Here is a 25,051-nt window from a genome sequence, read left to right on the forward strand (position 1 = left end):
AGCAAGCGGCTTATTTTTAATCGACATAGAAAACAAGAAACATCCGATAGTCGTCTTCCGCATGATACGGCGAGACTGGACCGAGTTGTGGCGCAAAGACTTCCAACCGATATGGTGAGTCCTTAAAGTCAAGCGGTGTCCGTTCCTTGATCAAACGCCCCATTTCATCTGCCAGCTCTTTGACCTCAACTAGACTACGCGAGCGTTCCATCGGTGCTTCGAAGACGAACGCCTCGATTCCTTCAATCGTTGCACAACGTAGGAAACGCCGGAGCGAAGGGAGTGCCGTCTCCATATTCTCCTTTAGCGTTTGATCCTCTTCGTACGCAGGGGCTCCCCAGAGACGTGCCTCACTTCCTGTCGCACTCCGGAAGTGATCAATCGTTTTTTCGGTAATGGGATCACGTGTCAAGGCAAAGCGTGTTTTATCCCGCTTGAGATTCTTTTCATTCGTCCGATCGATTTCCGACAGTAAATCGAGTTGAAGTGGTCGTGCTAAACGAAATAATTCCCGTTGCAGACGTGCGATAGAATGACCGATTGGAACAATTGTATCCTTCGCTTTAGGCGGTTTATCCCCTTCGTATCCATTCATGACGCGTGCGACTTGACCAGCTTCATGCACAAGTCGATAAAAGGAACCATCCTGATCATCGTTTACCGTTCCGAGTGTCTCATGTTGCACCGCAAGATCCGTCACGTATTGATTGGCAAGACACGTCGAGATCATCAAAACGTCGACAAGTTCTGAACGAAGAGCTTCTTGATCTCTTTGTTCGAGTGCTTCGCCGACTTCACCGATTTCTTCTGTCAAGCGTGCGAGACCAGATAGCGGTCGAAAATAACCTCCGAGTGAACGAATCGTCGCATCAACCTTTTGTTGCAGTATCTTCATCTGTTCCATCTGTCTGATCCTCCACGATTGCTTGACGTACTTGCGCCTCCGTCTCTTGTTTGACACGTTTGGCAAACGCCTGATTTTTCTTCCATTCTCGGATTCCAACGGATGTCGCAGCAATCAATGCAGCAAATAATCCGATTTCTCTTTTACGCATCGCTTTCTCCTCCTTTTGAATGACTCGTTCCCTACCTAAACATGATATGATGATATCAATTCTACATAATCCAGTAAGAGGTGTTGCTTGTGTCGACTGAACGTCTTTGGCAAATGGCCCGGTTCTTGACGGTGATCTTCGCCTTCGTAGCTGTTGGATGGTTACTCATCCGCCTCTCGTCCATTTTGTACCCGTTTGTCTTTGCGTTTCTGCTTGCTCTTTTCAGCCGTCCGCTCGTCGATTTCTTTCAAAAGCGATTACGGATCAATCGTGGATGGGGTGCGTTGTTGTCCATCATTTTGATCAGTGGTTTATTGATCGGTTCGCTTGCCTTGATCATCATGCAGTTGATTCGCGGTCTCGTATTTGTCGCCAATCAATTACCGGCACAAATCCAAGAGTTGAGTCTGTATTTCCAAAAGCTATATAACGAAAAACTGGCACCGATTTGGAACGATGCGTCCGAAGCATTACGTTCATTAGAACCATCCCAACAAAATACGGTCCAAAACAGTATTCAATCGCTCGGTAGTTCGCTTGCGAGTGCGATTGGAGAAGGCTCAAAAAGTGTTGCGATGATGCTTCAATCTGTTCTTGCGACTTTGCCATCGATTGCGTTGATTTTCGTCATCGTCTTACTCGCTTGGTTCTTCATCGCAAAGGATTGGCACCAGTACGAAATGCGATTGAAGCGCTACGAGATGCTTCCTTGGTTCGCTCGTGTCGAGTCGGTCTTCTTGAGCTTACGATCTGCCTTATTTGGCTATCTTAAAGCGCAGCTCACGTTGATCACGATCACGTTTTTCATCGTCTTGATTGGTTTGTTCATCATTGGTGTCGATCATCCATTCGCAGTTGCTTTCATCGCTGCCTTCTTCGACATCTTACCGTATCTCGGTACTGGTTCCGTCTTCCTGCCTTGGATCGCCTACTCGGTGATTACTGGAGATACGACGCTTGCGATTGGACTTGGCATTTTGTACGCCATCGTCATTCTCCAGCGCAACATCATGGAACCGAAGATCGTCGGCGATAACATCGGCATTCAACCGATTACGGCATTGATTGCGTTGTTCGTCGGTATCAAATTCTTCGGCGTCTTCGGGTTAATCCTTGGACCATTGATTGCCGTCATCTTAAAAGCACTCTACAATGCACAGATTTTCCATTACATCTGGGACTTCGTGAAAGGATCACCCACACCATTTCGGTGAGGGTGATTTTTTGGGTACAGCGGCATATAAAGGATACCCTTCCGTGTCCACTGGTTGACTTGCTGGAAAGTAATCGCATGGAAAACGTGCACCGGTCGCAAGCAGACAAGCATCAAGCCAATCATCAATCGCGACGTTCGGCTGACGCTGTTCCCATAACGGGGGACAATCGTATTGTTCAAGTAATTCGATTCGTTCCGCGATGCCTTCCTTTGTTTTCTTGGAAAAACGTGCCGGATGACCGGCGAGGCGTGCAAAGCAGACTTCCGGATGTGATTCGATCATTTCAGATCGATACGCATGACGGACTTCTCGGATTTTCGGCAATAGATACCACGCTTGTTTCGAAAGTCCGATACCAGCATGTTGTTTCGCTAAATCATTTGCTTCCATATAACTTGATGTTGTCAACGCACTGAGAAATGGTGCATTAAAGACACTACTCGTTCGTCCGGGGCGTAGTTCCTGTCGCAACAGCTGATCTGTTTCGCGTCGTCCTTCCATCAAACCGATCGGCATATCGATCCAAATTCGGTCGGCTGGCGGGATCTGTCCAAGCGTCGGTTCGATTGATCCTGAGTACGTCTCATTTTCGTACCTGACGACGACCCATCCTGCCTTTGCCGCATCAATCCCGATGACGTGCATTCGTCTTCTCCCGGAAAGAACGCAGTAGTGATAAGACCGTGAAGATACCGATAAATGTCGCAAGACCGAGCGATAGACGATCTCGTGCATCCAAGTACCAGACGACGGTAAGAATCGTCAACAAGACGCCGAGTAGATTCCAACGTCTCATTTTTCTTGCTCGACGAATCGATACAGACTACGAACCATGACACCCGTTGCTCCTTTTGGACCAATCTCAGACGCTTGATTCTGTTCCGATGTTCCCGCGATATCGAGGTGCAACCATGGTGTGTCGCCGACGAATTCCCCGACGAACGCACCACCGAAGATCATGTGTCCCATGCGTCCCGGTGAGTTATTCAAATCTGCGACATCTGAGCGGCGGACTTGTTTGATGAACGCATCGACATATGGCATTTGCCAAACCATCTCGTTCGTCTCTTTCGTCACCTGTTCAAAGCGTTCGTAAAGTGACGCATCATTCGTCAACGCACCTGTGATTTCTGTTCCAAGGGCGACAAGGACACCACCTGTCAATGTTGCGAGGTCGATGATGACTTTCGGCTGGTACTCTTTCACGTACGTGACTGCATCTGCGAGGACAAGTCGTCCTTCTGCATCCGTGTTCAAGACTTCAATCGTTTTTCCTGCCATCGATGTGATGACATCATCCGGTTTGAAGGCATCCCCAGAAATCATGTTATCCGTTGCCGGAATGACGCCAATGACGTGAACATCAGGTTTGAGTTGACCGAGTGCTTCAAACAGACCAAGAACTGCTGCTGCGCCTCCCATATCTCCTTTCATCCCGACGATCCCGTCTTTTGGTTTGATCGAATAACCACCTGTATCGAACGTGACACCTTTTCCGACGACAGCAATCGGTGCTTCTACTGAGCCTTTGTATTCAAGGACGATCAACTTCGGCGGAATGACCGATCCTTGATTGACGGCAAGCAAGGCACCCATGCCAAGTGCTTCCATCTCTTCCTTATCGATGATTCGGAGATCATGTCCATGACGCTCCGCGATGAAGCGTGCTTCGTCCGCAAGCGCTGGCGCCGTCAAAAGATTTCCCGGCATCGTTACGAGACGTCGCGCCAAGTTCGTTGCTTCCCCTAAGGCTTTTCCGCGACGCACTGCCTCGTCTTCAGAAGGTAAGACCGTCAGATGAAGCGTGTACGCTTTAGAAGGAGATGTTTTATAATGTTTGACCTCATATGTAGCGAGGGTGAATGTCTCAGCAATCAGTTCGACCGGTTGACCTGGAAACGTCGTCGCGTCGACTGTCACCTGTTCTAAGCGGCGTGCTTTGACATGTTGTGCGGCTTTTCCGAGCAAACGGCGCAAGTTGTCTTGCGAGAGTTGATCGACTTTCCCAAGTCCGACGAACAGCACACGTGCGACGTCTCCCGATAACGTCGGCAACAGACGAAGTTCTCCCCGTTTCGTTGAGATATCACCTTGACGGACCCACTCTTCTAGTTTGTCACCATACAGTGCTTGTAATCGTTCATCAAACGGTTGATTCCCTGATATCCCGACGATCAGTACGTCTACGGGTTGATTCGTTTGCATAAAAATTCCCCCTTTATCTAATACCTATTAGTATGAAGTGTTTTCAGTCATTTTCCAACTGATAGCCTCTCAACGAATCGCAAACGCTTACACGATTCTTGTTTGCCAATTTGTCGAAATGCTTGGTTTCAAACAATTGTTGCCCGTTTCACAATATGATAGGATTAAACAGGTGAAATATTGAGACACTTCAAGAAACGATGCGTTTGCTGTTCCGGGAAATGTCTACGTTTTCATTCAAGGGAGAGTGCGCAGAAGGCTCGTTAAGAGAGAGGCGTTTATGGGTATCTATAGATAGCTAAGAAACGAAGTCGTCGCGTTAAAAAAACTTACTGAAAAGAGGGTAATGCACATGGCACAACACATCAAAGGAATTGGCGCTTCTGCAGGGATCGCGATTGCAAAGGCATTCGTGATGGAAACACCGGTCTTTGAGATTCCATCGCACAAAATCGAGGATGCGGCTGCGGAAAAAGAACGTTTCCAAGCAGCGATCGCAAAATCGAAGACGGAACTCGAAGTCATTCGTGAAAATACCTTAAAAGAATTAGGTCCAGATAAAGCGGAGATCTTCTCGGCTCACCTTCTAATCCTAGAAGATCCGGAAATCGTTAGTCAGGTGAACGCAAAAATCGAGGACGAGCAAGCAAATGCTGCGAAAGCACTCGATGAAGTCGCGAACATGATGGTCATGATTTTCGAATCAATGGATAACGAATACATGCGTGAACGTGCAGCGGACGTCCGCGACGTCACGAAACGTACGATGGCTCACCTTCTCGGTATCACGTTCGTCACTCCAGCTCAAATTAACGAAGAAGTCATCATCATCGCGGAAGACTTGACTCCTTCAGATACGGCACAATTGAATCGTAAGTATGCTAAAGGTTTCGCAACGAACATTGGTGGCCGGACATCGCACTCTGCCATTATGTCACGTTCACTCGAAATCCCAGCAGTCGTCGGAACAAAAGTTGTCTTGACGGACGTTAAACACGGCGATCTTCTCATCCTTGACGGTGCGGAAGGTGATGTCATCGTCAACCCAAGTGAAGAGCAAGTCGCTGAGTATGAAGCAAAACGTGCAGCATACATCGCACAAAAAGAAGAGTGGAAAAAACTCAAGAACGAAAAAACAATGACGGCTGACGGTCAGCACGTCGAGCTCGCTGCAAACATCGGTACACCAAACGATGTCAAAGGCGTGCTTGAAAACGGAGCAGAAGCTGTCGGTCTCTACCGTACAGAATTCCTCTACATGGATGCAGAGACATTCCCAACGGAAGACGAGCAGTTCACAGCATATAAAACAGTTCTCGAGTCAATGGGCGATAAAAAAGTCGTCATTCGGACGCTCGATATCGGTGGCGACAAAGAATTGTCGTACCTTGATCTCCCACACGAGATGAACCCGTTCCTCGGTTACCGTGCGATCCGTCTCTGTCTCGATCAAACAGACTTGTTCCGTACACAATTGCGCGCACTTCTTCGTGCAAGTGCATACGGTAAACTCGCTGTCATGTTCCCAATGATCGCAACAATCGAAGAGTTCCGTGCTGCAAAAGCACTTCTCCTTGAAGAGAAAGCAAATCTCCAAGGTCAAGGTGTCACTGTATCAGAAGACATCGAAGTCGGTATGATGGTCGAGATCCCAGCAACTGCGGTCATGGCTCGTCAGTTCGCAAAAGAAGTCGACTTCTTCTCTGTCGGAACGAACGATTTGATTCAATACACGATGGCGGCAGACCGGATGAACGAAAAAGTATCGTACCTGTACCAACCGTTCAATCCTGCGATCTTGAACCTCTTGAACAACGTCATCACAGAAGCACACAAAGCAGGCAAATGGGTCGGCATGTGTGGTGAGATGGCAGGAGAAGAATTGGCACTCCCAATCCTTCTTGGGCTTGGTCTTGATGAGTTCTCGATGTCTGCTTCATCTGTCCTTCGCGCACGTAGCTTGATGACACGCCTCAACAAGTCAGAATGTGAAGCAATCGTCGAGCAAGTGCTTGATATGGATACAGCAGAAGAAGTCGTCGACTTCCTCAGCACGACATTCGATATCAAAAAATAATTTCTGTTAGACGAATCTGGAGTAATCCAGGTTCGTCTTTTTTTATACCGATTAACAAAAAAACAACGCCCTCTTTTAAATAAGAAAGAAGGCGTTGTTGAAACCTGATTATTGAGCTTGTTTTTTCTTCGCTGGGGTCGCTTGTTCCGTTAAAATCGGACGCTCGTTCCCCATTAAGAAGATAAAGATGACACCGAGTACTGCTGGAATCAAGGCCCAGAAATAGACGGTAGAGATGGATTCTGCAAGCGACGTCTTGATTGCTGTCGCGACTTCTGGTGGCATCTTCGCAAACGCAGCTGCCGTCGGGAACTGCCCACCTGACGGCGCTCCACCTTGCGGCAATCGATCCGCTACAGCCGATGTGAACGTTCGTGATTGAATGATGCCGAGGACCGTGACACCAAGCGTCATCCCGATCGTCCGGAATGTCGATCCCATCGACGTCGCAGCACCACGACGTTGCATCTCGATCCCATTGATGCTTGCTAGGTTCAACAACGAGAAGCTGAAGCCAACACCGAACCCAAGAATGATCATATAGATCGTTACCGCTGTACGCGATGTCTCAAGCGTCATTGTACTGAGGAGATAGACACCGAGTAGGAAAAAGACAGCTGAGACGATCATGACATTTCGGAAACCAAACTTATTCGGCAACTGGCCACCGAGCTGCGCCGAGATGACTGAGGCAATCAACATCGGCATCAGAATCAGACCTGAGTTCGTCGCACTGCCACCAAAGACACCTTGAACGAAGATCGGAATGAACACACTGGCCGAGATGAAGACGAATCCATAAAAGAACGCAACGCCTTGTGTTGCTGCAAATAAACGACGACGGAATAGACTGAACGTAATGACGGGATCCGCGGCACGGCGTTCAGCGAATGCGAAGGCAATGAACGCAACGAGTGCTGCTCCGAACAGACCAAGAATTTGTGGTGAAGACCATGCATACTCTTTCCCACCCATTTCGAGCGCGAGTAAGAATAAAACCAATCCTGCAACAAGCGTAAAGGCACCGACGTAGTCGATTTTCTGTGTCCGGTGAACTGGTGATTCCTGATAGAAGACCGTCACGAGACCAAGGGCAATCAATCCGAGTGGGATGTTGATATAAAATACCCAGCGCCAGTCGAGGGAATCCGTCAATACGGCACCAAGCAACGGTCCGAAGATACTCGAAATCCCGAAGACCGCTCCGAACAATCCACTGACTTTCCCACGTTTCTCCGGTGGGAAGATATCAAAAATAATCGTAAAGGCGATCGGCATCAACGCACCGCCACCAAGCCCTTGCAAGGCACGATACGCAGATAATTCAATGATTGAGTCTGCCATTCCACACAAGATACTCCCTATCATGAAGATAAGCATCCCAAAGAGGAAGAAGCGTTTTCTTCCATACATGTCGCTCAATTTACCGAAAATCGGCATCCCGGCAACGGTTGCGATCATGTAAGCCGACGTGACCCAAGCATACTGATCAAACCCATTCAGTTCACTGACGATCGTCGGCATCGCCGTCGCAACGATCGTGTTATCCATCGCTGCGACTAAAATCCCAATCAATAATCCGATGACGACAGGTGTCGTATTCGTTTTTGTTGTAGTCGAAGACATCGACGCACCTCATTTCTAAAAAATTAGCTAACTCTTATAATAGCTAACTCATTGTATCATCATATGTGCAAAATCTCACTATCAAATATGCTTTATGATATTTTCACATAAAAAAGACGGATCGTTCGTGACGATCCGTCGCTTTTCTTCCTTTACTCTACACGATACGAAATCGCTTCTCCGGCTTCGACCGTCTTTCCGACATCGACGTCGACTTTTCGATCGCCAATGTTCGTGACGATGATCGGTGTCAGTAACGATGGCACGAGTGGTCGTACTTGCTCGAGATCGACATTGAGAAGTGGTGTCCCCGGTTCGACACGATCTCCAGCTTTCGCTAATGCCTCAAATCCTTTTCCTTCAAGTGACACTGTATCAATACCGATGTGAATTAAGATCTCATCTCCATTATCTGCAAGAATACCGATTGCGTGTTTCGTCGGGAAGAAGGTTGTGATCTCACCAGAGACGGGAGAGACGACATATCCTTCCGTCGGTTCGATCGCATATCCGTCACCCATCATACGACCGGAGAATACTTGATCCGGTACATCATCCAGAGAACGAATGATACCGCTCAGTGGTGCGACGTATCCATCTTCAGGCACATAAGCACCACCACGATCTCCAGCGAGTGGTCCCGTATCGGTTGTACCCGATCCAGAAGTTCGCGCTTCATCTCCTGTTGGAACTTGTGGAATCGGATCAGCTTCCGGTGTCTCTTTCGGTTTGTAATTTGGATCTTTCATGATATCTGCCATTTCTGACTTGATCCCATCGGATTTCGGTCCAAAGATTGCCTGGACGTTATCTCCGACTTCAAGGACACCGGCAGCACCGAGCTCTTTCAAGCGATCCTTGTTGACACCTGATTTATCATTGACGGTAATCCGAAGACGCGTGATACAGGCATCGAGGTGCTTGATGTTCGATGGACCACCAAACGCCTGCAGGATTTCATACGGAAGATCACCTGCTTGTGCCGTCGATGTCGCAGCACCTTCTTTAATCGCTTCACGTCCTGGAATCTTCAGATCGAATTTCGTGATGACGAAACGGAAACCGAAGTAATAAATGACGGCGAAAACGAGACCGACTGGAATGACAAGCCACCACGAAGTGCGATTCGGTAAAATCCCGAACAACGTGTAGTCAATTAATCCGCCGGAGAACGTCATCCCAATCTTAACGTTTAGCAAGTCCATAATCATGAACGATAGACCTGCGAAAACAGCGTGCACAGCGAACAAAAGCGGTGCAACGAATACGAATGAGAACTCGACTGGCTCCGTGATCCCAGTTAGGAAAGACGTCAATGCAGCTGAGAAGTAAAGACCTTCAACAGCTTTTCGACGATCTTTTGCGACAGTATGGTACATTGCAAGACAGGCTGCTGGCAAACCGAACATCATGAATGGATATTTCCCAGTCATATATGTCCCTGCTGTAAATGGTACACCGTCCTTTAATTGTGCAAAGAAGATTCGCTGGTCCCCATTGATGATCGTTCCTGCTTTATCCGTATATTCACCGAATTGGAACCAAAAGCTTGAGTACCAAATATGGTGAAGACCGAACGGAATCAATGAACGTTCGACGAGTCCAAAGATGAAGGCAGACAACGGTTCGTTCGCTTCGATGATTGTTTTGGAGAACGTATTGATGCCTGTTCCGATCGGTGGCCAAATATATGACAAAGCAAAACCTGCGACAAGACTGAACAAGGCGGTCGCAATCGGAACGAAACGTTTACCTGCAAAGAATCCAAGGAAATCAGGCAGTTTGATTTTAAAGAATTTATTATAACTGTACGCTGCTATCAAACCGGCAATGATCCCCCCGAATACCCCCATTTGCAAGGTCGGTATCCCAAGGACCGTCGCATACGACAAATCACTCGCCTTTTGTGCTTCTGTGATTTTTTCTGGTGTAATCTGCAAGAATGAACTGATGACCTTGTTCATGATCAGGAAACCGACGATGGCTGCTAAGCCGGCGACCCCTTCTCCGTTCGCAAGGCCAATCGCGACCCCTACAGCGAACAATAATCCGAGGTTCGCAAAGATGATGTCACCCGCATCCTGCATGACTCGCCAGATGACGACAAGCGAATCGTTCTCCAGAAACGGTAAATATTGTGTTAAGTTCGGGTTTTGAAACGCTGTCCCGAACGCAAGCAATAATCCCGCTGCCGGCAAAATCGCTACCGGTAACATCAGGGCCTTACCGATTCGCTGTAAGACACCAAACACGTTTTTCCACATGCGCATATTCCCTCCTTTTTTTAAACAAACTACTTAATTCATACCCTAAAATATTCTAGTGCAAAACGATTCTAAACGATTTCGAAAAAAAAATGAGCCCTTCCGCAGAAGGACTCATCTTAAAAAACATTAGACTGTTTTTTCTTGTTTACGTGACGTGATGACAGCTTGAATCTCAGACTTGATGTTGTCTGATTTCGGTCCATAGATCGCTTGGACGTTGTTACCAACTTCAAGGACACCAGCAGCACCTAATTTTTTCAACTCATCTTTGTTGACTTTCGATTTGTCGAGAACCTCAACACGAAGACGTGTGATACATGCATCCAAGTGTTTGATGTTCGACTCTGAACCGAGTGCATCGAGGATACCTTCAGCAAGTTCAGAACCTTGAGCAGATGAAGTCTCTTGAACTGCATCTTCACGACCTGGAGTTTTCAGGTTGAATTTGCGGATTGCGAAACGGAATCCAACATAGTAGATGACAGAAAGTGCAAGACCGACGACGATGACAAGCCACCACTGCGTGCGTCCTGGAAGAACACCGAAGAGAAGGAAGTCGATCAAACCACCAGAGAATGTCATACCGATCTTAACGTTCAACAATTGCATTGTCATGAACGAAAGACCTGCGAAAACTGCGTGAACTGCGAACAAGATTGGAGCTACGAATAAGAACGCGAATTCGATTGGCTCTGTGATACCTGTCAAGAATGCTGTAAGTGCTGCTGATCCAAGAAGACCACCAACGACTGCACGACGCTCTGGGCGAGCTTCGTGGTACATTGCGAGTGCTGCTGCTGGAAGACCGAACATCATGAACGGGAATTTACCAGTCATGAACGTACCAGCTGTTAATTTTGCGTTGTCTTTCAATTGTGCGAAGAAGATCGCTTGGTCACCATGAACGACTGTTCCTGCTGCATTCTTATACGAACCGAATTCGAACCAGAATGGTGCATAGAAGATATGGTGAAGACCGAATGGAATCAACGAACGTTCGATGAGACCGAAGACGAATGCTGCGAGTGTAGGGTTTTTCTCCATCATGAAGTGAGAGAACGTGTTCAATCCATCTTGCGCGAACGGCCAGACGAATACGAGAACGAGACCTGCAACCAATGAAACAACTGCTGTGACGATTGGAACGAAACGTTTACCAGCAAAGAATCCAAGGAACTGTGGCAATTCGAGATTATGATACTTCCCGTACGCCCAAGCTGCGATTAGACCGATGATGATACCACCGAATACCCCAGTTTGAAGTGTTGGGATACCGAGTACGTTTGCATATCCTTGACCGTTAGCAACCATTTCAGGTGTAACGCCGAGCCATACGCTCATTGTTTTGTTCATGATCAAGAATCCGACGATTGCCGCAAGTCCGGCTGCGCCGTCCCCTGCAAGACCAATCGCGACACCGACCGCGAATAAGAGTGCTAAGTTACCGAAGATGATATCCCCAGCTGCTTCCATCAATTTTGCAACCTTGATGATTGCATCATTTTTTAAGAACTCGAGTTTTGACGTCAAGTTCGGATTTTGCATCGCGTTACCGAATCCGAGTAGGATACCGGCAGCTGGCAAAATCGCTACAGGAAGCATCAACGCTTTACCGACACGTTGAAGAACAGCAAAAATCTGTTTAAACATGTGTGTTTCCTCCTTTTCCTGTTAAGAGCGAAGTATGATGAATAATGCCAATGATTGAGACGAAAAAAGTCAGACATCTGACCGTTTTTTTACAGAAAAAAATCAGGCACGAGCGGATTGTAGACAATAGACTTATCCCGTTGCATAACGGAAATAAAGCTTCTTGCCCGACATCCCACTCATGCCTGATCGTATCAGTAACACGTAGTCCGTGCGGTCATTTACCTGAATCGTACTGCACTAAGCGTTGCAGATGCATCGTAAGATACGTCGCCTCACCGCGCGGTACCGCTTTCTTCAACTGACGTTCCATGATGGACATCAGCTCCCAAGCAGTATCATAGCATAGCGGATATTCTTCACGCAATAGCTTTTCTACTTTTTCTGGAGCCTCTAGATACTCCCCATTGGAAACCCTTTCAATCGCTGAACGAAGATGCCGAATCAGACGCTTGTAATCAAGCGATTTTCGGTCGATTTTAATCTCCAGTCGCTGTTCGATATGACTAGCAATTAAACCGACGAGCTGATGATGGCGGTTAACTTCAAGTACGTCTTTGAAGTTCGTCGCAGAATGAATATGAAGTGCAATGAATCCTATCTCGGCTGGAGGCAGGTAAAAATTCATCTCGGCACTGATGAACTCGACGATTTCTTCTGCAAGTGCGTACTCTTCCGGATACAAGGCTTCCGTTTCGGCAAGAAACGGATTGGTGACTTCCATTCCTTGTTCCAGTCGTTTGAACGTAAACGTCAAATGATCCGTTAATCCGATATGGATATGTTCATCGACTTTTTTCCCAAACCGTGTCTCGATCATTGAAACGATTTCATTCATCAACGCGATGAAATTTTCATCGAGGTGACCGACGAGCGCCTTATATTGATCCTGTTCTTCTTTATCCTTCAACGTGTAGACTTTTTCCAACTTGTCGAGATCTGTCAGTTGATCGCCTGGCTTCCGACCGAAGCCAATCCCTTTCGCGAGGATAATGACTTCCTGATTCGCACCAGTTGAACAAATGACGACATTATTATTCAATACCTTGATAACGTGGTACATTTGTTTATCCATTCGCTCTCAACCCAATCTGCTCTTACACATTTATTTAAAGACATTGTTTTTATTATAACGGTTTTTCAAGCACGAAAAAAGCCTACTTACTCAAGTAGACTTTAAAACATTTGGTAACCGCTCTTACGCAAGAAGCGAATCGATAGACCGGCGATGATGATTCCAGCAAACCCAGCTGCGAACATCGTGATATCCGCTGCCTGCAGTCCAGCAATCCGGTCCCCAAGATTCGGAATCGCTTCACGAGCATTCGTGAAGTATTCGAGCGTAGATTGGTTATCGATCATCATGATGAGGATGATCGGATAGAGTACGAGCATCACCCATGTACTCCGTAACAACATGTTTAAAATGAATCCGATACTAAAGAACATGACGAGATAAAGCACACTCCCGATCACGGCTTGAATGATATGCATACTGTTCCCCCTTTGAATCTCTTCTAGTATAACCGACAAAAAAGGCAAATGCACGAGTGTACATTTGCCTAAAACGTGAACTTAGAACTTCCCTTTTTTGATCGCAAGACCAAGTTTTTTCAGTTCAAAGAAGTGTTTGTTATCGATGACTTTTTTCATGAACGATGCGTTACGACCGTAAATCTTCTTACCGAAGACCATGCCGATGCCATCTTTATGACCAAGTGAAGCGACCGTTCCTTTGTTCTCGTACGTGAACGTCGATGTTTGACGACCCGCGATGAGTGCTGCGATGTTCTCAGCGACTTTGTGTGCTTGTTGTGTCGCGATTTGTGCAGTTGGTGGGTACGGACGGTTCGAACTTGGATCCATGACTGCTGAACAGTCACCGATCATGAAGACGTTATCGTGTCCTGGAACACGAAGATCTTCTTCGACGACGACACGGTTACGCATCGCTTCGAAACCAGATGCTGCAACGACAGGGTTACCGCTGACGCCACCTGTCCAGATGATCGTACTTGCTTCGATCGTTTCAGTCGTGTCGCCTTGAAGCGGACCGAACGTGACGCTTCCTGGTCCACATTCCTTGATGCCGTTACCGAGTTTGAACTCGACGCCTTGGCGCTCAAGCCATTTGTGTGCGTAGTTGACGAGATCAGCATCGAATCCTGGAAGGACTGTTGGCGCTGCCTCGATGTTAACGACACGAACGAGTTCGCGTGGGATATCATATTGTTTGCACAGTTCTGGAATACGGTTGACGAGCTCACCCATGAACTCGATTCCTGTGAATCCAGCACCACCGACGACGATCGTCAAGAGTGAACGATCTTGTGATCCTGTTGTTTTGTACTGTGCGAATGAGTAATCGATATGTTCCTTGATTTTACGGACGCTGTTCAACGAGCTGATCGTTAATGCGTGTTCCTTCAATCCTTTGATACCGAATGTTTCAGGAACGCCACCGAGAGCAACGACGACGTAATCGTAAGGAACTGTTCCGCCATCTTGTAAAAGAACCGTTTTAGCAGCCGTGTCGACTTTCTCAACGATACCTTTGACAAGTTTGACGCGTGATGGGTTGATGACATCATTGATGTAGATGCGTGCTTGCTCCGCAGACATCGTACCTGCAGCTGGTTCATGCAACCAAGTTGTTTGGTAATGATAGTCGTGTTTATTAATCAACGTGATGTTCGCTTGATCGACGCCGAGTTTCTTTTGAAGGTTGACTGCTGTGATCAATCCACCGTAGCCCGCTCCAAGAATAACAATGTTAGGTGTGTTCATGTTCTGATACTCCTTACGAATCGTAGTTTTGTTGTGATTTTCTTCACATTCAATTACAGACGAATGTTCAAAAACTTTGTTCAAATAATGTTCACATGTCTATAAGCCTATTGAAACACTTTTTAAGAATGATTGCAAAAGAAAAATGTAATTTCCTTTAAAAAAATGTGAGATGTTCCGTACTTGCACCTGAACCCCCTACTTCCTATATAATAGACCTATCCAATGCTAGGAGGGAATCAGATGTACCAACCATATGATGTCACGATCATCGGCGGCGGTCCGGTAGGACTGTTCACCGCGTTTTATTCAGGAATGCGCCAGATGAAGACGAAGGTCATCGAGAGTCTACCTCAATTAGGTGGTCAACTCGCTACGCTTTATCCTGAAAAATATATATACGATATCGCCGGTTTTCCAAAAGTAAAAGCGCAGGAACTAGTCGATCGGCTACTTGAACAAGCGAATGAATTTGATCCGACGTATGTGCTCGGTGAGACAGTCATCGCTTATGAACGGATGGATGATGGGATCATCCGCCTCGTCACGAACAAAGGCGAGCATTATACGAAGACCGTCATCTTGACAGCAGGGAACGGTTCGTTCGCTGCGCGCCCACTCGGTGTCGCGGACGCGGAACGCTTCGAGGAAACAAACTTGCACTATTTCGTCAACGACATGGAACGTTTCAAGGATCGTCAAGTCGTCCTGCTTGGTGGTGGCGATTCAGCAGTCGACTGGTCATTGATGCTTGAACCGATTGCCAAATCTGTCACGCTCGTCCACCGTCGCGATAAGTTCCGTGCCCATGAACATTCGGTCGAACTATTACATGACTCATCCGTTAACGTCATGACGCCGTATACGCTCGAATCGGTCACAGGTGAGACGCACATCGAGACGATGACGTTCAAACATGCTGAAAGTGGCGAAGTCGTCGTCGTTGCTGCTGACGATGTCGTCTGCAACTTTGGTTTCGTCTCGTCACTCGGACCGATCAAAGAATGGGAAGTCGAGTTCGAACGCAATTCGATTCGCGTCAACTCGAAGATGGAGACTGCGATTCCGGGCGTCTTCGCTTGTGGAGATATTGCGACTTACGAAGGACGCGTCAAATTGATCGCAACAGGCTTCGGTGAAGCACCGATTGCCGTCAACCAGGCGAAACTTCTTGTCGATCCATCGGCTCGTCACCCGCAACACTCGACGAGTCTGTTCGAAAAAGTAACGAATCATTCTTGAGATAAATGAATGGCTGCAAACAAATAAGAGGTCGAATTCTGGATAACATACCGGAGTCCGACCTCTTATTTTGATGGAATCACACCTAGGACGTGACCAAACATCTTTGACTCCTACAGGAAAAGGAAGCACGATGTGTGCTTCCGTCAGGGATAAGGAAGACCCGACAGATCACATGGAATGGGAACTGGCGCGGCTTACATCCCGCCTGAGGAAAGCGAAGATGTTGAAACGTCCGATTTCATACGAATGATCTTTTAACAGGCATCCGGTAAACCCGCTGCACGAGTTCCACCCCACCACGCTCAATCATCGATTCTTCGAAGAGCTGACCGCCGAATCGCTCGTAAAACTGGCACGCCGGATTATCCCGCAAGACAGAAACCTGCATTGACTCGTATTCCGCCAAGTCCTCGATGATACGTTGAAACAATGCCTTCCCGAGCCCATGCCCTTGAGAAGCTCGCAAAACATAAATCGCGTAGAGTTCTCCTTCACGCGCATCCCTTCGATTTGGTCCACCTTGCGCAAAGCCAACGACTTCGTCTTCTAACTCCACAACATACACGCGCTGATCGACTAACGTCTGCTCCCATTGTTTCGTCCGTTTCTCGTAAGACAACTGTGCTAAATAAGAGTCAGGGATGATCCCTTGATACGTCTCCCGCCAGGCATCGATATGAACGCGCGCAATAGTCGACGCATCTTCAAGACGTGCTTCACGAATTCTCATAACGGGATAATGAAGCGACGTGTCTCGCGTCCATTGCGAACAGTTGGTTCGATTTCCTGTCCGCCGTTCGCTAAGATGACACGACGTGATGCGAGATTATCAACACCACACGTCAATAGCACTTGATCAAGTCCACGCTGACGTGCTTCTTCAAGCGCAAGCTGAAGACCTGTCGTCGCATACCCTTTCTGACGCTCAGATGGTCGGATCCCGTATCCGATATGTCCACCATACAACTTCAAGTTCTCCGTTAAATCATGCCGGAAGTTCAGTGCGCCGACAATTCGTTGTCCATCAACCATCCAGTACGTCGAATGCGTGACAAGACCTTCTCTGACTGTCGTTTCCATTTCTTTAAGCTCCGCGAAATAGGTAGCGAGCGGTTCATACGTATCCCCGACCGCTTCCGGTACGATCGTTTCGCCTGACTCTCGCCAGTCTTCTAAAAAGGCGCGGTACTCCGTTTCCCACGCAAGAGTTGGTTTCATCAACTGCATCATTGGTGATTGCGCACCTCCTCTTCAATCAAACGATCGAGCCAGTCATCGATATGTTGGAACAGATAGCCCGCTTCTTTCGCAGCTGTCGTGTCCATATAGAAATCGCGTTCTGGCGCAAGTGGCGATTCATCCTCTCCTTTTGCGACGATTTGGCTCGTCGTTCCCGCAATATGGTCGATTTTATCCATCAGGTCTTGAATCGATAGGACGCCGTCACTCGCAGCGTTGATTGGTCCTGTCAATTCCGAACGACCACACCACTCAAGAAAGGCAGCGGCTTCATAACTTGAGATGTAGCCCATCTTCGCATAGTTGTTTTCAGCGATAATCGGACGACCGTCAAGCGCGCGTTTGATATGGAAGACAAGTCGTTCCGTATAATCGTCTGGCCCGAGGACAACAGGAAAACGAACGGCAACGACAGGGAAGGTCGCGCGTTGGAAGAAATAACTCTCCGCTTGGCGCTTTCCTTCGCCATACCCATGTTCCTTCTCAAGATCATATTTCCCGGGAAACGGATTGTAGGCGCGTTCCGTGATCTTCGCACCACCGTCTTCATAAACAGACATCGTCGACGTCAACACATAGCGTCCGACTTTTCCTTCAAACGCGTCGATCGCGAGCTTGGCTTGATACGGCGTGAAGCAGATGTTGTCATAGATGACATCCCAGTGCTGTTGACTTAGATCCTTCATCGTACTACTTGACGTTCGGTCTCCTTTAAAAAATGTCAAGCCCTTCGCGACGGGTGGAGTATGCTCACCGCGTGTGACGATCGTCACATCATCCCCCGAATCGGCTAAACGAATTGCTAAGCGTCGTCCGAAATAGCGTGTCCCCCCGAAGATCAATACTTTTCTCATCCTGAAGCCCTCCCTGTTCGTAGTAGCATTCACTCTCTGTAATATTTCGAGTAAACTCAACAAGTCTCCTGTATGAGAGCAACAAAAAAATCGTGGACGATGTCCACGATTGGATTCATTAACAGCCACCCGGTGTCCCAGCATTCGTTGCTGTCCGGAATGATGTTCCGCAACCACACGTTGCGATGGCATTCGGATTCGTGATCGTGAATCCGCCGCCGAGCATTGACTGTTTATAATCGATTTCCAGTCCTTTGACGACCGGATAATCCTTTTCGTCCACGATGACGGTCACGCCGTGCTGTTCAAAAACGAGATCCGTTTCTTTTTGTTGATCGAATCCCATTCCGTACGACAGACCACTACATCCACCACCTTGGACGAGCATCCGAAGATTTCGTTCATCTGCTGGTGCCTGCGCCATCATGTCCTGGACTTGTAGCGCTGCTGCCTCCGTTAAATGGATCATGTCATCACCTTCCTTTTCTTTAGTATACGCAACTTCTGAGCGAATCGAAACCTAGTTGCTTGAAACTATCTTGAATTCGTTGTATAAATGGTATGTACAATAAAATAATCGTTCCATCTTCAGGGCAGGGTGAAATTCCCGACCGGCGGTAAACAACTCTTTTTAAGTTGAAGCCCGCGAGCGAATAGGGCGCTATTTGCTGATTCTGTGTAATTCAGGAGCCGACAGTACAGTCTGGATGGGAGAAGATGGCGGCATGAGTTTGAATTTGATCGATTTTGCAATAATCGATTAGGTTTATTTAATGCGGACTTCTCCCCTGTTGATCTGATCAATAGGGGTTTCTTTATGGTCGCAGTCATGCCAATACTTCATCGAGAGGAACGAGCAAAAGGAGACAATACTCGTATGAAACGCACACAAAAAATGGTCACTCTGTCAATGTTAGGTTCAATCTCATTTGTTCTTATGCTTATCAATTTTCCACTACCGTTCTTACCAAACTATCTGAAGATCGACTTCAGTGATGTTCCTGCTCTTGTCGCAGCGATCATGTTCTCACCGGTCGCAGGTGTCATCGTCGAAGCATTGAAGAACGTGTTATACTACATCTTCCGCGGAAGTGGTGTTCCGGTCGGAGAATTCGCGAACTTCGCTGCAGGCGTCGCATTCGTACTACCTGTCAGCTGGTTCTACCACAAAAAGAAATCAACACAAGGTCTCGCAACTGGTCTCGTCGCTGGTACGATCACGATGGCACTCGGTCTTGCGATCCTCAACTATATCTTGATCCTTCCAGCGTATGCATGGTTCCTCGGTATGGATTACATGGCGGATCCAGCTGTCAAATGGACAGCGATCACTGCCGGTATCTTACCGTTTAACGTCATCAAGGCTTTGTTCATCTCGGCACTCTTCATTCCATTGTTCTTGAAACTACGCCCATGGATGATGCGCCGCCAACAATCTGCCTGATCCGAAAAGCTGCGCCCGCTGACGGACACGAATCCCCTCGTTCAGACGAACGAGGGGATTTTTTGGCCGTCCATGCTCACAGCTCATTCTCTTCGATTTTCAGATAAATCTTTTCAAGCAACTCTTCCGGCGTTTCACCTACGACGGTCTCACCATCTACGAGACAAAAATGGTCAAGCGAACAAATCCCGCAATAACCGAGGCAACCGTATTCGACGACGTCAACATTCGGGTCACGTTCAAGTTGCTCCATGACGACCTGTGTACCAGCCGCTAAGTTACTAATACAAAATTCAATAATCGGATTCACTTTTTTTCCTCCTTCAAGCAGGAAACGACCTGCCTCATGTCGTATTATACAAGGTCAGACTGATTTAGGGGAACTAAGGGGGATTTTACGTTATGAAGCAGTTGGTCGTACTCGGCGGAGGTTATGGTGGAATGCGGATTTGTGAGCGATTCAAGGACGAGGAAGTTGCCGTCACGCTCGTCGACCGTCTACCGTACCACGCACTCAAAACGGAATACTACGCACTCGCAGCAGGTACATTATCAGATCGGGATGTCCGGATTGAATTTCCGGAGGGGAAACATCTTACCTATAAATATGGACATGTCATCAAAATCTCACCAGAGACGAATACAGTCCATCTGCAGGACGGATCAGAATTATTCTATGATGACTTAATCATCGCCCTCGGTTGCGAGGATAAATACCACAACATTCCGGGTGCTCAAGAATTTACATACAGCATCCAGACACTAGAAGAATCACGGAAGACACAACAAGCGATTTATGGTCTGTCACCGGAATCCGTTGTCTCGATCGTCGGTGCTGGTCTATCTGGTGTCGAACTCGCCAGTGAACTACATGAGAGCCGGAAGGATTTGACGATTCGTCTATTCGACCGCGGTCCATCCGTCTTGTCGTTCTTATCCGATAAAGTCTCGTCTTACGTTCAGGAATGGTTCGAGGAACATGATGTTGAAGTCATCAACAACTCGAATGTCACGCTCGTCACAGCGGACGATGTGCGAAACGGCGACGATACGTATCCATCCGACTTAACGATTTGGACAGCTGGTACGCAGCCGGTCAAAGTTGTACGCGATCTCGGCTTTGCTGCGGATAGTGGCGGTCGGATCAAATTGACGGAACATCATCACGTACCGGAATACGATAACGTCTTCGTCATCGGTGATTGTGCAAGTCTACCGTATGCACCAAGTGGTCAACTCGCAGAACATCAGGCAGAACAAGTCGTCGATGTCTTACAAGCCAAGTGGCAAGGAAAGAAATTACCGAAGCTGCCAGAAATTAAACTGCGCGGGATGCTCGGTTCACTCGGAAAATCAGATGGTTTCGGAATCGTCATGGGCAAACAAGCACTGACGGGGAAAGTCCCACGTCTCTTGAAGTCCGGTGTCTTATGGAAACACAAAAAGATTAAATGAGCAAAAGAGGTGTCCCAAGCTTTGGGATACCTCTTTTTCGTTCATCCCGCCTGATTCAGCTTCGCATCGATTGCCGCTGTGATCGTCTTGAGTTTGACGTACCCCTCATCAATCATCTCATCATCGAGCACGATCAGTGGATAAAAATAGACATCCTCTTTCAGCGCTTCCGTCCATTGATCTGATGTTGCTGTCTCGAAATCAACATAGCGAAGCGTCATCGCTTGCTCATATTTCCGCCCGAGGACGGCTTGTAGCCAACTGAATGTCTCTTCCGAGCTAGGTGCCCCGACACAACTCGGACAGGTGACCGCTGTTCCGTAAACCGTGATTTCCATCTTGAAGTCCCCCTTTTCAATTCACTCCTCTTTAGTATACAAGTTTTCCAGATTGAGAACATTTTTCAACCCTGTTACAATGAAACTATACGAAAGGATGTGTTTACGCATGGAAATGTTTGATCAAGTGAATGAAGTTCTTGAAAAATTGCGTCCGTTCCTTCTTCGTGATGGAGGAGACGTTGAACTCGTAGATGTAGAAGACGGAATCGTAAAACTCCGTTTGATGGGAGCTTGTGGTAGCTGCCCAAGTTCAACAATCACATTGAAGGCCGGTATCGAACGTGCCCTTCTTGAAGAAGTCGCTGGCGTCGTCGAAGTCGAACAAGTCTTCTAATACATGAAATCCCGAACGAATTCTCGTTCGGGATTTTTTGATTCATAGAATCCATTCAGCTAACGTATCAACCATGTATGTCGGTTGACGATCCTGCCCTTGAATGAAGACTGGTGTATGGACGCCAGAATTGACGTGCATCGTCCGGATACCTCCATTGATCCCGAAAAGAATGTCCGTATGGTAGTTGTCTCCGACCATGATGACGTCTTCTTTTGACAGACCAATCATTTCTGTCGCGATATCGACCATGACTGGTTCTGGTTTACCGATGAAGAACGGTTCCTTCTCCGTCGTCACGCGCAGGACGGACGTCAAAGCACCATTACCTGGCAGGAAACCACGTTCGGTCGGAATCGCGATATCACCGTTCGTTGAAATAAACCGGGCACCGGCACGAATCGCAAGTGCACCAACAGCGAGTTTTTCGTACGTGATTTGACGATCGAGACCGATGACGACGTAATCTGCCGCTTCGGTTGCGACGACGTCTAACCCTTCTCGTTCAAGCGCGTCGATCAGTCCTGTTTCTCCGATCGCATAGACGCGCGCTTTTGGTGACAGGTCAGCAATATAACGACCAGTCGCCATCGCACTCGTCAAAACGTGTTTCGCATCGGAATGAACACCCATCCCGCGTAGTTTCTCTGCCACGGCTTCTGCCGTCATCGACGCGTTATTCGTCACGAACAAGTACGGAATGCCCTCTGCTTGCAGACGATTGACGAAATCGACCGCTTCTTTTACCGGTTCCGTTCCGTTATACATCGTTCCATCTAAATCAAATAAATAGCCTTTTGCCTTCATCCTGACTCACTCCTCGTTTGGTAAAAATGCAGACACCGGTCCGAGTTCTGTCTCGATATACCGGCGAATCGCTTCCGGAAAACGACGTAGTTCTGCTTCCTCTGTCTCAAGTATCGCCCGAATCTCCGCCATACTCGACTGTGTGAATGACCGGACGATCAACGTACGTAACGCAACGAGCTTTTTCAGACTCGTCGCAAGCGGTCCATCAATCACCTTCTCATCTTCTAGGATGAGGATGATATCTTCATAACTTCCCGGATCCCGCATGATGAATCCATCAATCATACTGTTTCCGATATCGATGACACTCTCGATGACTAAAAAACCGATCCGCTCCATAGCCAGTGCCGTCGTCACCGGATCCCCCGTAATTTCCTTACTTTGTCGAAGTGCTGTCTCATAACAGACGACCGTCTCTTCGATTTTTTGACGATTGACGAAATACATCTTCATTCCCCCTCACATTCTCCATTTTATCGTTATCCAGCAATCCTGAAAAGCAGAAAGGTCATTTGCATCACATTCCCCAATGTGTTATCCTCAATTTAGATTTTTGCTGAAAATAGTATGTCACATTGGTGACGTGGAGGTTATATACATGGAACGGGAACTCGCACTGGAAATCGTACGCGCTACGGAAGCAGCAGCACTAGCTTCTGCTCAATGGATTGGTCGCGGTAAGAAAAATGAAGCGGATGACGCAGCAACGACTGCGATGCGCGAAGTCTTGAACACGGTCAACATGAACGGAACAGTCGTCATCGGTGAAGGCGAGCTCGACGAAGCACCGATGCTCTTCATCGGCGAACGTGTCGGAACAGCGAACGGTCCAATCGTTGATATCGCCGTCGATCCGCTCGAAGGAACGAACATCGTCGCTAAAGGACTTGGCAATGCGATGGTCGTCATCGCCGTCGCCGATCAAGGCGCCCTGCTCCACGCACCCGATATGTATATGGATAAATTAACAGTCGGACCGAACTTGAAAGGGCACGTCTCACTCGACGACCCGCTTGAAGTCATCATCGAAAAGGCAGCACAATATAACAATAAACGGATCGAGGACGTCACGGTCATCATGCAAGACCGTCCACGTCATGATCATTTCCGCGAAGCAGCGATGCGGATGGGCGCACGCGTCCGTCTGTTTGAAGACGGTGATGTCTCAGCTGGAATCGCACCACTTTCTCCTGCGACAGGAATTGATATCTTCATCGGAACAGGCGGTGCGCCTGAAGGTGTCATCACGGCTGCTGCCGTCAAAGCGATGGGTGGCGATATGCAAGCACGCTTACATCCATTGAACGAAGAAGAAACAGCTCGCGTCATCCGAATGGGTCTAGCGGATCCACTTCAACTCTTAACGCTCGACGACCTGATCAAAAGCGACGACTGCATCTTCGCAGCAACAGGCGTCACGACAGGCGAAATGCTCGATGGCGTGAAGTTCTTGACGGATGATATCGTTGAAACGACATCTCTCGTCATGCGTTCGAAAACACGGACAATCCGAAAAGTGATCGCCGAGCATAGCTTATCGCGTAAACCATACTTGCAAAAAGTCCCCCAAACCCTTTAATCTGAAACAGACGTTAGGGAAATGAGGGAAGCTGAATGATGGAAGAACGTGATTTTTTATACGATGATGTCGAACAAACGAAGACACGCTTCGTCAGTTGGATTGGAGAAGCCAGTCGGTTTGATCTCGCCATCACGCATTCGGAACATTTTTACGGTAAGATTCTCGTCTTGAATCTCTTATCGAATCGCTATGCAATCATCGGCGCGGATGATTTCGATGAACCCGGCTACATCGCAACAGCGTTTGACGTCGAAGACGATGCGGCAACGGAACTCGAAATGTATCTTCGCGCTTATATCGGTCTATGAAAAAAGCCTTCGTCGCGGACGAAGGCTTTTTTGTCTTATAAGAGACGATCGTTTCGTTCATTTAATGTGTTCGGTCCGCTAAAGACATTCGTATTATCTGACTCGTCATGAGCACGGCGCTCTGAATGCTGATCCGCTTCATCACCGACAAGTAACACGAATTGACCGCTTTCGACTGCATGATTCGCACGATCGACGTCTTCCTTCGTCAAGCCACTTCCGTGGATGACATCTCCATGAGAGACCGATTCATCTTTTTTGAAGATACTCTTGATTTCCTGCCATAGATTACGATGATCTTCCTGCGATAGACGCGTGGATGTCTGTTGGTTGTTTAGATCCGCCAATTCCTCTATTTGTTCGAGATCGTATTTGTCGTGTGCTAAGACTTTTAAATCAGTCGAGACGACACCCGCAACACGGAGATCGTGCACGGCACTGACGACTTCTGGTACGGATGAGTAAATTCCAACGATTCGCATGGATGATTCCTCCTATAGGTACGTGATACTTATAGTAATAGCCGAATTCCTTCCAATAAAAACGCTTTTCTGT

The 25,051-nt window shown here is 47.7% G+C and carries 28 protein-coding genes and 1 riboswitch; of the genes, 8 read left to right on the forward strand and 20 right to left on the reverse strand.

Annotated features, from left to right (window positions below; genetic code table 11):
- Nucleotides 1-16: 16 nt before the first annotated feature.
- Together B3S86_RS10300 and B3S86_RS10305 are read right to left on the reverse strand one after the other, a co-directional pair.
- Complete coding sequence (locus tag B3S86_RS10300; protein ID WP_231496827.1) at nt 17-904, reverse strand: MazG nucleotide pyrophosphohydrolase domain-containing protein; 888 nt, start codon at nt 902-904, stop codon at nt 17-19.
- A complete protein-coding gene (locus B3S86_RS10305; protein WP_056062777.1) occupies nt 870-1,055 on the reverse strand; it encodes a hypothetical protein in 186 nt (61 codons plus the stop codon). Before B3S86_RS10305 ends, B3S86_RS10300 begins: the two co-directional genes overlap by 35 nt.
- 89 nt (nt 1,056-1,144) lie before the next feature.
- Here B3S86_RS10305 and ytvI point away from each other — a divergent pair, with 89 nt between their 5' ends.
- The gene (gene ytvI, locus B3S86_RS10310) at nt 1,145-2,269 is read left to right on the forward strand and encodes a sporulation integral membrane protein YtvI (RefSeq protein WP_056062778.1); all 1,125 of its coding nucleotides are present in this window, start codon (nt 1,145-1,147) and stop codon (nt 2,267-2,269) included.
- Here the strand turns inward: ytvI and B3S86_RS10315 are convergent.
- Genes B3S86_RS10315 through B3S86_RS10325 form a run of 3 tightly spaced genes read right to left on the reverse strand, consistent with a single transcriptional unit; the run spans nt 2,249 to nt 4,477 of the window.
- The gene (locus tag B3S86_RS10315; RefSeq protein ID WP_035406068.1) at nt 2,249-2,917 is read right to left on the reverse strand and encodes a DUF429 domain-containing protein; all 669 of its coding nucleotides are present in this window, start codon (nt 2,915-2,917) and stop codon (nt 2,249-2,251) included. The two genes, ytvI and B3S86_RS10315, sit on opposite strands and share 21 nt — an antisense overlap.
- Nucleotides 2,898-3,068 (reverse strand): hypothetical protein, encoded by a 171-nt coding sequence (locus tag B3S86_RS10320; RefSeq protein WP_156358998.1) that lies wholly within the window; start codon nt 3,066-3,068, stop codon nt 2,898-2,900. The genes B3S86_RS10315 and B3S86_RS10320 overlap by 20 nt, the downstream gene beginning before the upstream one ends.
- Complete coding sequence (locus B3S86_RS10325; RefSeq protein WP_290752176.1) at nt 3,065-4,477, reverse strand: leucyl aminopeptidase; 1,413 nt, start codon at nt 4,475-4,477, stop codon at nt 3,065-3,067. Before B3S86_RS10325 ends, B3S86_RS10320 begins: the two co-directional genes overlap by 4 nt.
- A gap of 352 nt (nt 4,478-4,829) precedes the next feature.
- On the opposite strand from B3S86_RS10325, the gene ptsP reads away from it, so the two are divergent.
- Nucleotides 4,830-6,554 (forward strand): phosphoenolpyruvate--protein phosphotransferase, encoded by a 1,725-nt coding sequence (gene ptsP / locus B3S86_RS10330; RefSeq protein WP_290752179.1) that lies wholly within the window; start codon nt 4,830-4,832, stop codon nt 6,552-6,554.
- A 108-nt stretch (nt 6,555-6,662) separates the two neighbouring features.
- Here the strand turns inward: ptsP and B3S86_RS10335 are convergent, their stop codons facing one another.
- From B3S86_RS10335 to B3S86_RS10360, 6 genes are all read right to left on the reverse strand, one after another.
- Complete coding sequence (locus B3S86_RS10335; RefSeq protein ID WP_290752183.1) at nt 6,663-8,180, reverse strand: MDR family MFS transporter; 1,518 nt, start codon at nt 8,178-8,180, stop codon at nt 6,663-6,665.
- Between the two features lie 152 nt (nt 8,181-8,332).
- Nucleotides 8,333-10,444, reverse strand: a complete 2,112-nt coding sequence (ptsG, locus tag B3S86_RS10340; RefSeq protein WP_290752186.1) for a glucose-specific PTS transporter subunit IIBC — start codon at nt 10,442-10,444, stop codon at nt 8,333-8,335.
- Nucleotides 10,445-10,573: 129 nt separating this feature from the next.
- Nucleotides 10,574-12,097 (reverse strand): glucose-specific PTS transporter subunit IIBC, encoded by a 1,524-nt coding sequence (gene ptsG / locus B3S86_RS10345; protein WP_290752189.1) that lies wholly within the window; start codon nt 12,095-12,097, stop codon nt 10,574-10,576.
- A 217-nt stretch (nt 12,098-12,314) separates the two neighbouring features.
- The gene (gene glcT / locus B3S86_RS10350; RefSeq protein ID WP_035406051.1) at nt 12,315-13,172 is read right to left on the reverse strand and encodes a glucose PTS transporter transcription antiterminator GlcT; all 858 of its coding nucleotides are present in this window, start codon (nt 13,170-13,172) and stop codon (nt 12,315-12,317) included.
- A gap of 101 nt (nt 13,173-13,273) precedes the next feature.
- Nucleotides 13,274-13,591, reverse strand: coding sequence for a YuiB family protein (locus B3S86_RS10355; RefSeq protein ID WP_035406048.1), 318 nt, complete (start codon nt 13,589-13,591; stop codon nt 13,274-13,276).
- 81 nt (nt 13,592-13,672) lie between these two features.
- Complete coding sequence (locus B3S86_RS10360; protein WP_023469134.1) at nt 13,673-14,884, reverse strand: NAD(P)/FAD-dependent oxidoreductase; 1,212 nt, start codon at nt 14,882-14,884, stop codon at nt 13,673-13,675.
- Between the two features lie 243 nt (nt 14,885-15,127).
- Here B3S86_RS10360 and B3S86_RS10365 point away from each other — a divergent pair, with 243 nt between their 5' ends.
- On the forward strand, nt 15,128-16,126 hold the full coding sequence (locus B3S86_RS10365; RefSeq protein ID WP_290752199.1) for an NAD(P)/FAD-dependent oxidoreductase: 999 nt from the start codon (nt 15,128-15,130) through the stop codon (nt 16,124-16,126).
- 241 nt (nt 16,127-16,367) lie between these two features.
- Here B3S86_RS10365 and B3S86_RS10370 read toward each other — a convergent pair whose 3' ends face one another.
- From B3S86_RS10370 to B3S86_RS10385, 4 genes are all read right to left on the reverse strand, one after another.
- Nucleotides 16,368-16,859 (reverse strand): GNAT family N-acetyltransferase, encoded by a 492-nt coding sequence (locus tag B3S86_RS10370; RefSeq protein ID WP_290752202.1) that lies wholly within the window; start codon nt 16,857-16,859, stop codon nt 16,368-16,370.
- Nucleotides 16,856-17,359, reverse strand: a complete 504-nt coding sequence (locus B3S86_RS10375; protein ID WP_290752205.1) for a GNAT family N-acetyltransferase — start codon at nt 17,357-17,359, stop codon at nt 16,856-16,858. The genes B3S86_RS10370 and B3S86_RS10375 overlap by 4 nt, the downstream gene beginning before the upstream one ends.
- A complete protein-coding gene (locus B3S86_RS10380) occupies nt 17,356-18,222 on the reverse strand; it encodes an NAD-dependent epimerase/dehydratase family protein (protein WP_290752208.1) in 867 nt (288 codons plus the stop codon). The genes B3S86_RS10375 and B3S86_RS10380 overlap by 4 nt, the downstream gene beginning before the upstream one ends.
- Before the next feature lie 118 nt (nt 18,223-18,340).
- Nucleotides 18,341-18,691: a HesB/IscA family protein gene (locus B3S86_RS10385; RefSeq protein ID WP_029342414.1), complete on the reverse strand. Its 351-nt coding sequence runs from the start codon at nt 18,689-18,691 to the stop codon at nt 18,341-18,343.
- 111 nt (nt 18,692-18,802) lie between these two features.
- Nucleotides 18,803-18,945: riboswitch (FMN riboswitch) on the forward strand.
- A gap of 154 nt (nt 18,946-19,099) precedes the next feature.
- On the opposite strand from B3S86_RS10385, the gene B3S86_RS10390 reads away from it, so the two are divergent.
- Nucleotides 19,100-19,666 (forward strand): ECF transporter S component, encoded by a 567-nt coding sequence (locus tag B3S86_RS10390; protein WP_029342415.1) that lies wholly within the window; start codon nt 19,100-19,102, stop codon nt 19,664-19,666.
- Between the two features lie 76 nt (nt 19,667-19,742).
- Here the strand turns inward: B3S86_RS10390 and B3S86_RS10395 are convergent, their stop codons facing one another.
- Entirely contained in the window at nt 19,743-19,976 is a 234-nt protein-coding gene (locus B3S86_RS10395; protein WP_023469141.1) for a YuzB family protein, read from the reverse strand.
- Nucleotides 19,977-20,068: 92 nt separating this feature from the next.
- Between B3S86_RS10395 and B3S86_RS10400 the strand changes: the two genes are divergently transcribed.
- Nucleotides 20,069-21,121, forward strand: coding sequence for an NAD(P)/FAD-dependent oxidoreductase (locus B3S86_RS10400; protein WP_290752211.1), 1,053 nt, complete (start codon nt 20,069-20,071; stop codon nt 21,119-21,121).
- A gap of 41 nt (nt 21,122-21,162) precedes the next feature.
- On the opposite strand, the gene B3S86_RS10405 is transcribed toward B3S86_RS10400, so the two are convergent.
- Nucleotides 21,163-21,459, reverse strand: a complete 297-nt coding sequence (locus tag B3S86_RS10405) for a DUF1462 family protein (RefSeq protein ID WP_035406035.1) — start codon at nt 21,457-21,459, stop codon at nt 21,163-21,165.
- Nucleotides 21,460-21,568: 109 nt separating this feature from the next.
- On the opposite strand from B3S86_RS10405, the gene B3S86_RS10410 reads away from it, so the two are divergent.
- Nucleotides 21,569-21,796, forward strand: coding sequence for a NifU family protein (locus B3S86_RS10410; RefSeq protein WP_012371190.1), 228 nt, complete (start codon nt 21,569-21,571; stop codon nt 21,794-21,796).
- Nucleotides 21,797-21,838: 42 nt separating this feature from the next.
- On the opposite strand, the gene B3S86_RS10415 is transcribed toward B3S86_RS10410, so the two are convergent.
- Both B3S86_RS10415 and B3S86_RS10420 read right to left on the reverse strand, forming a co-directional pair.
- Nucleotides 21,839-22,603 carry a TIGR01457 family HAD-type hydrolase gene (locus B3S86_RS10415; protein ID WP_023469144.1) on the reverse strand — a complete coding sequence of 255 codons (765 nt, stop codon included), beginning with the start codon at nt 22,601-22,603 and terminating at the stop codon, nt 21,839-21,841.
- 6 nt (nt 22,604-22,609) lie between these two features.
- A complete protein-coding gene (locus B3S86_RS10420) occupies nt 22,610-23,053 on the reverse strand; it encodes a DUF86 domain-containing protein (protein ID WP_290752216.1) in 444 nt (147 codons plus the stop codon).
- A gap of 151 nt (nt 23,054-23,204) precedes the next feature.
- On the opposite strand from B3S86_RS10420, the gene glpX reads away from it, so the two are divergent.
- Together glpX and B3S86_RS10430 are read left to right on the forward strand one after the other, a co-directional pair.
- Nucleotides 23,205-24,185 (forward strand): class II fructose-bisphosphatase, encoded by a 981-nt coding sequence (gene glpX / locus B3S86_RS10425; protein ID WP_035406031.1) that lies wholly within the window; start codon nt 23,205-23,207, stop codon nt 24,183-24,185.
- Nucleotides 24,186-24,220: 35 nt separating this feature from the next.
- The gene (locus B3S86_RS10430; protein WP_023469147.1) at nt 24,221-24,496 is read left to right on the forward strand and encodes a DUF3055 domain-containing protein; all 276 of its coding nucleotides are present in this window, start codon (nt 24,221-24,223) and stop codon (nt 24,494-24,496) included.
- A gap of 35 nt (nt 24,497-24,531) precedes the next feature.
- Here the strand turns inward: B3S86_RS10430 and B3S86_RS10435 are convergent, their stop codons facing one another.
- Nucleotides 24,532-24,978: a general stress protein gene (locus B3S86_RS10435; RefSeq protein ID WP_290752223.1), complete on the reverse strand. Its 447-nt coding sequence runs from the start codon at nt 24,976-24,978 to the stop codon at nt 24,532-24,534.
- Between the last annotated feature and the right edge of the window lie 73 nt (nt 24,979-25,051).

It is taken from the genome of Exiguobacterium sp. UBA3968 (assembly GCF_002385115.1).
In the GTDB taxonomy this organism is placed as follows: Bacteria; Bacillota; Bacilli; order Exiguobacteriales; family Exiguobacteriaceae; genus Exiguobacterium_A.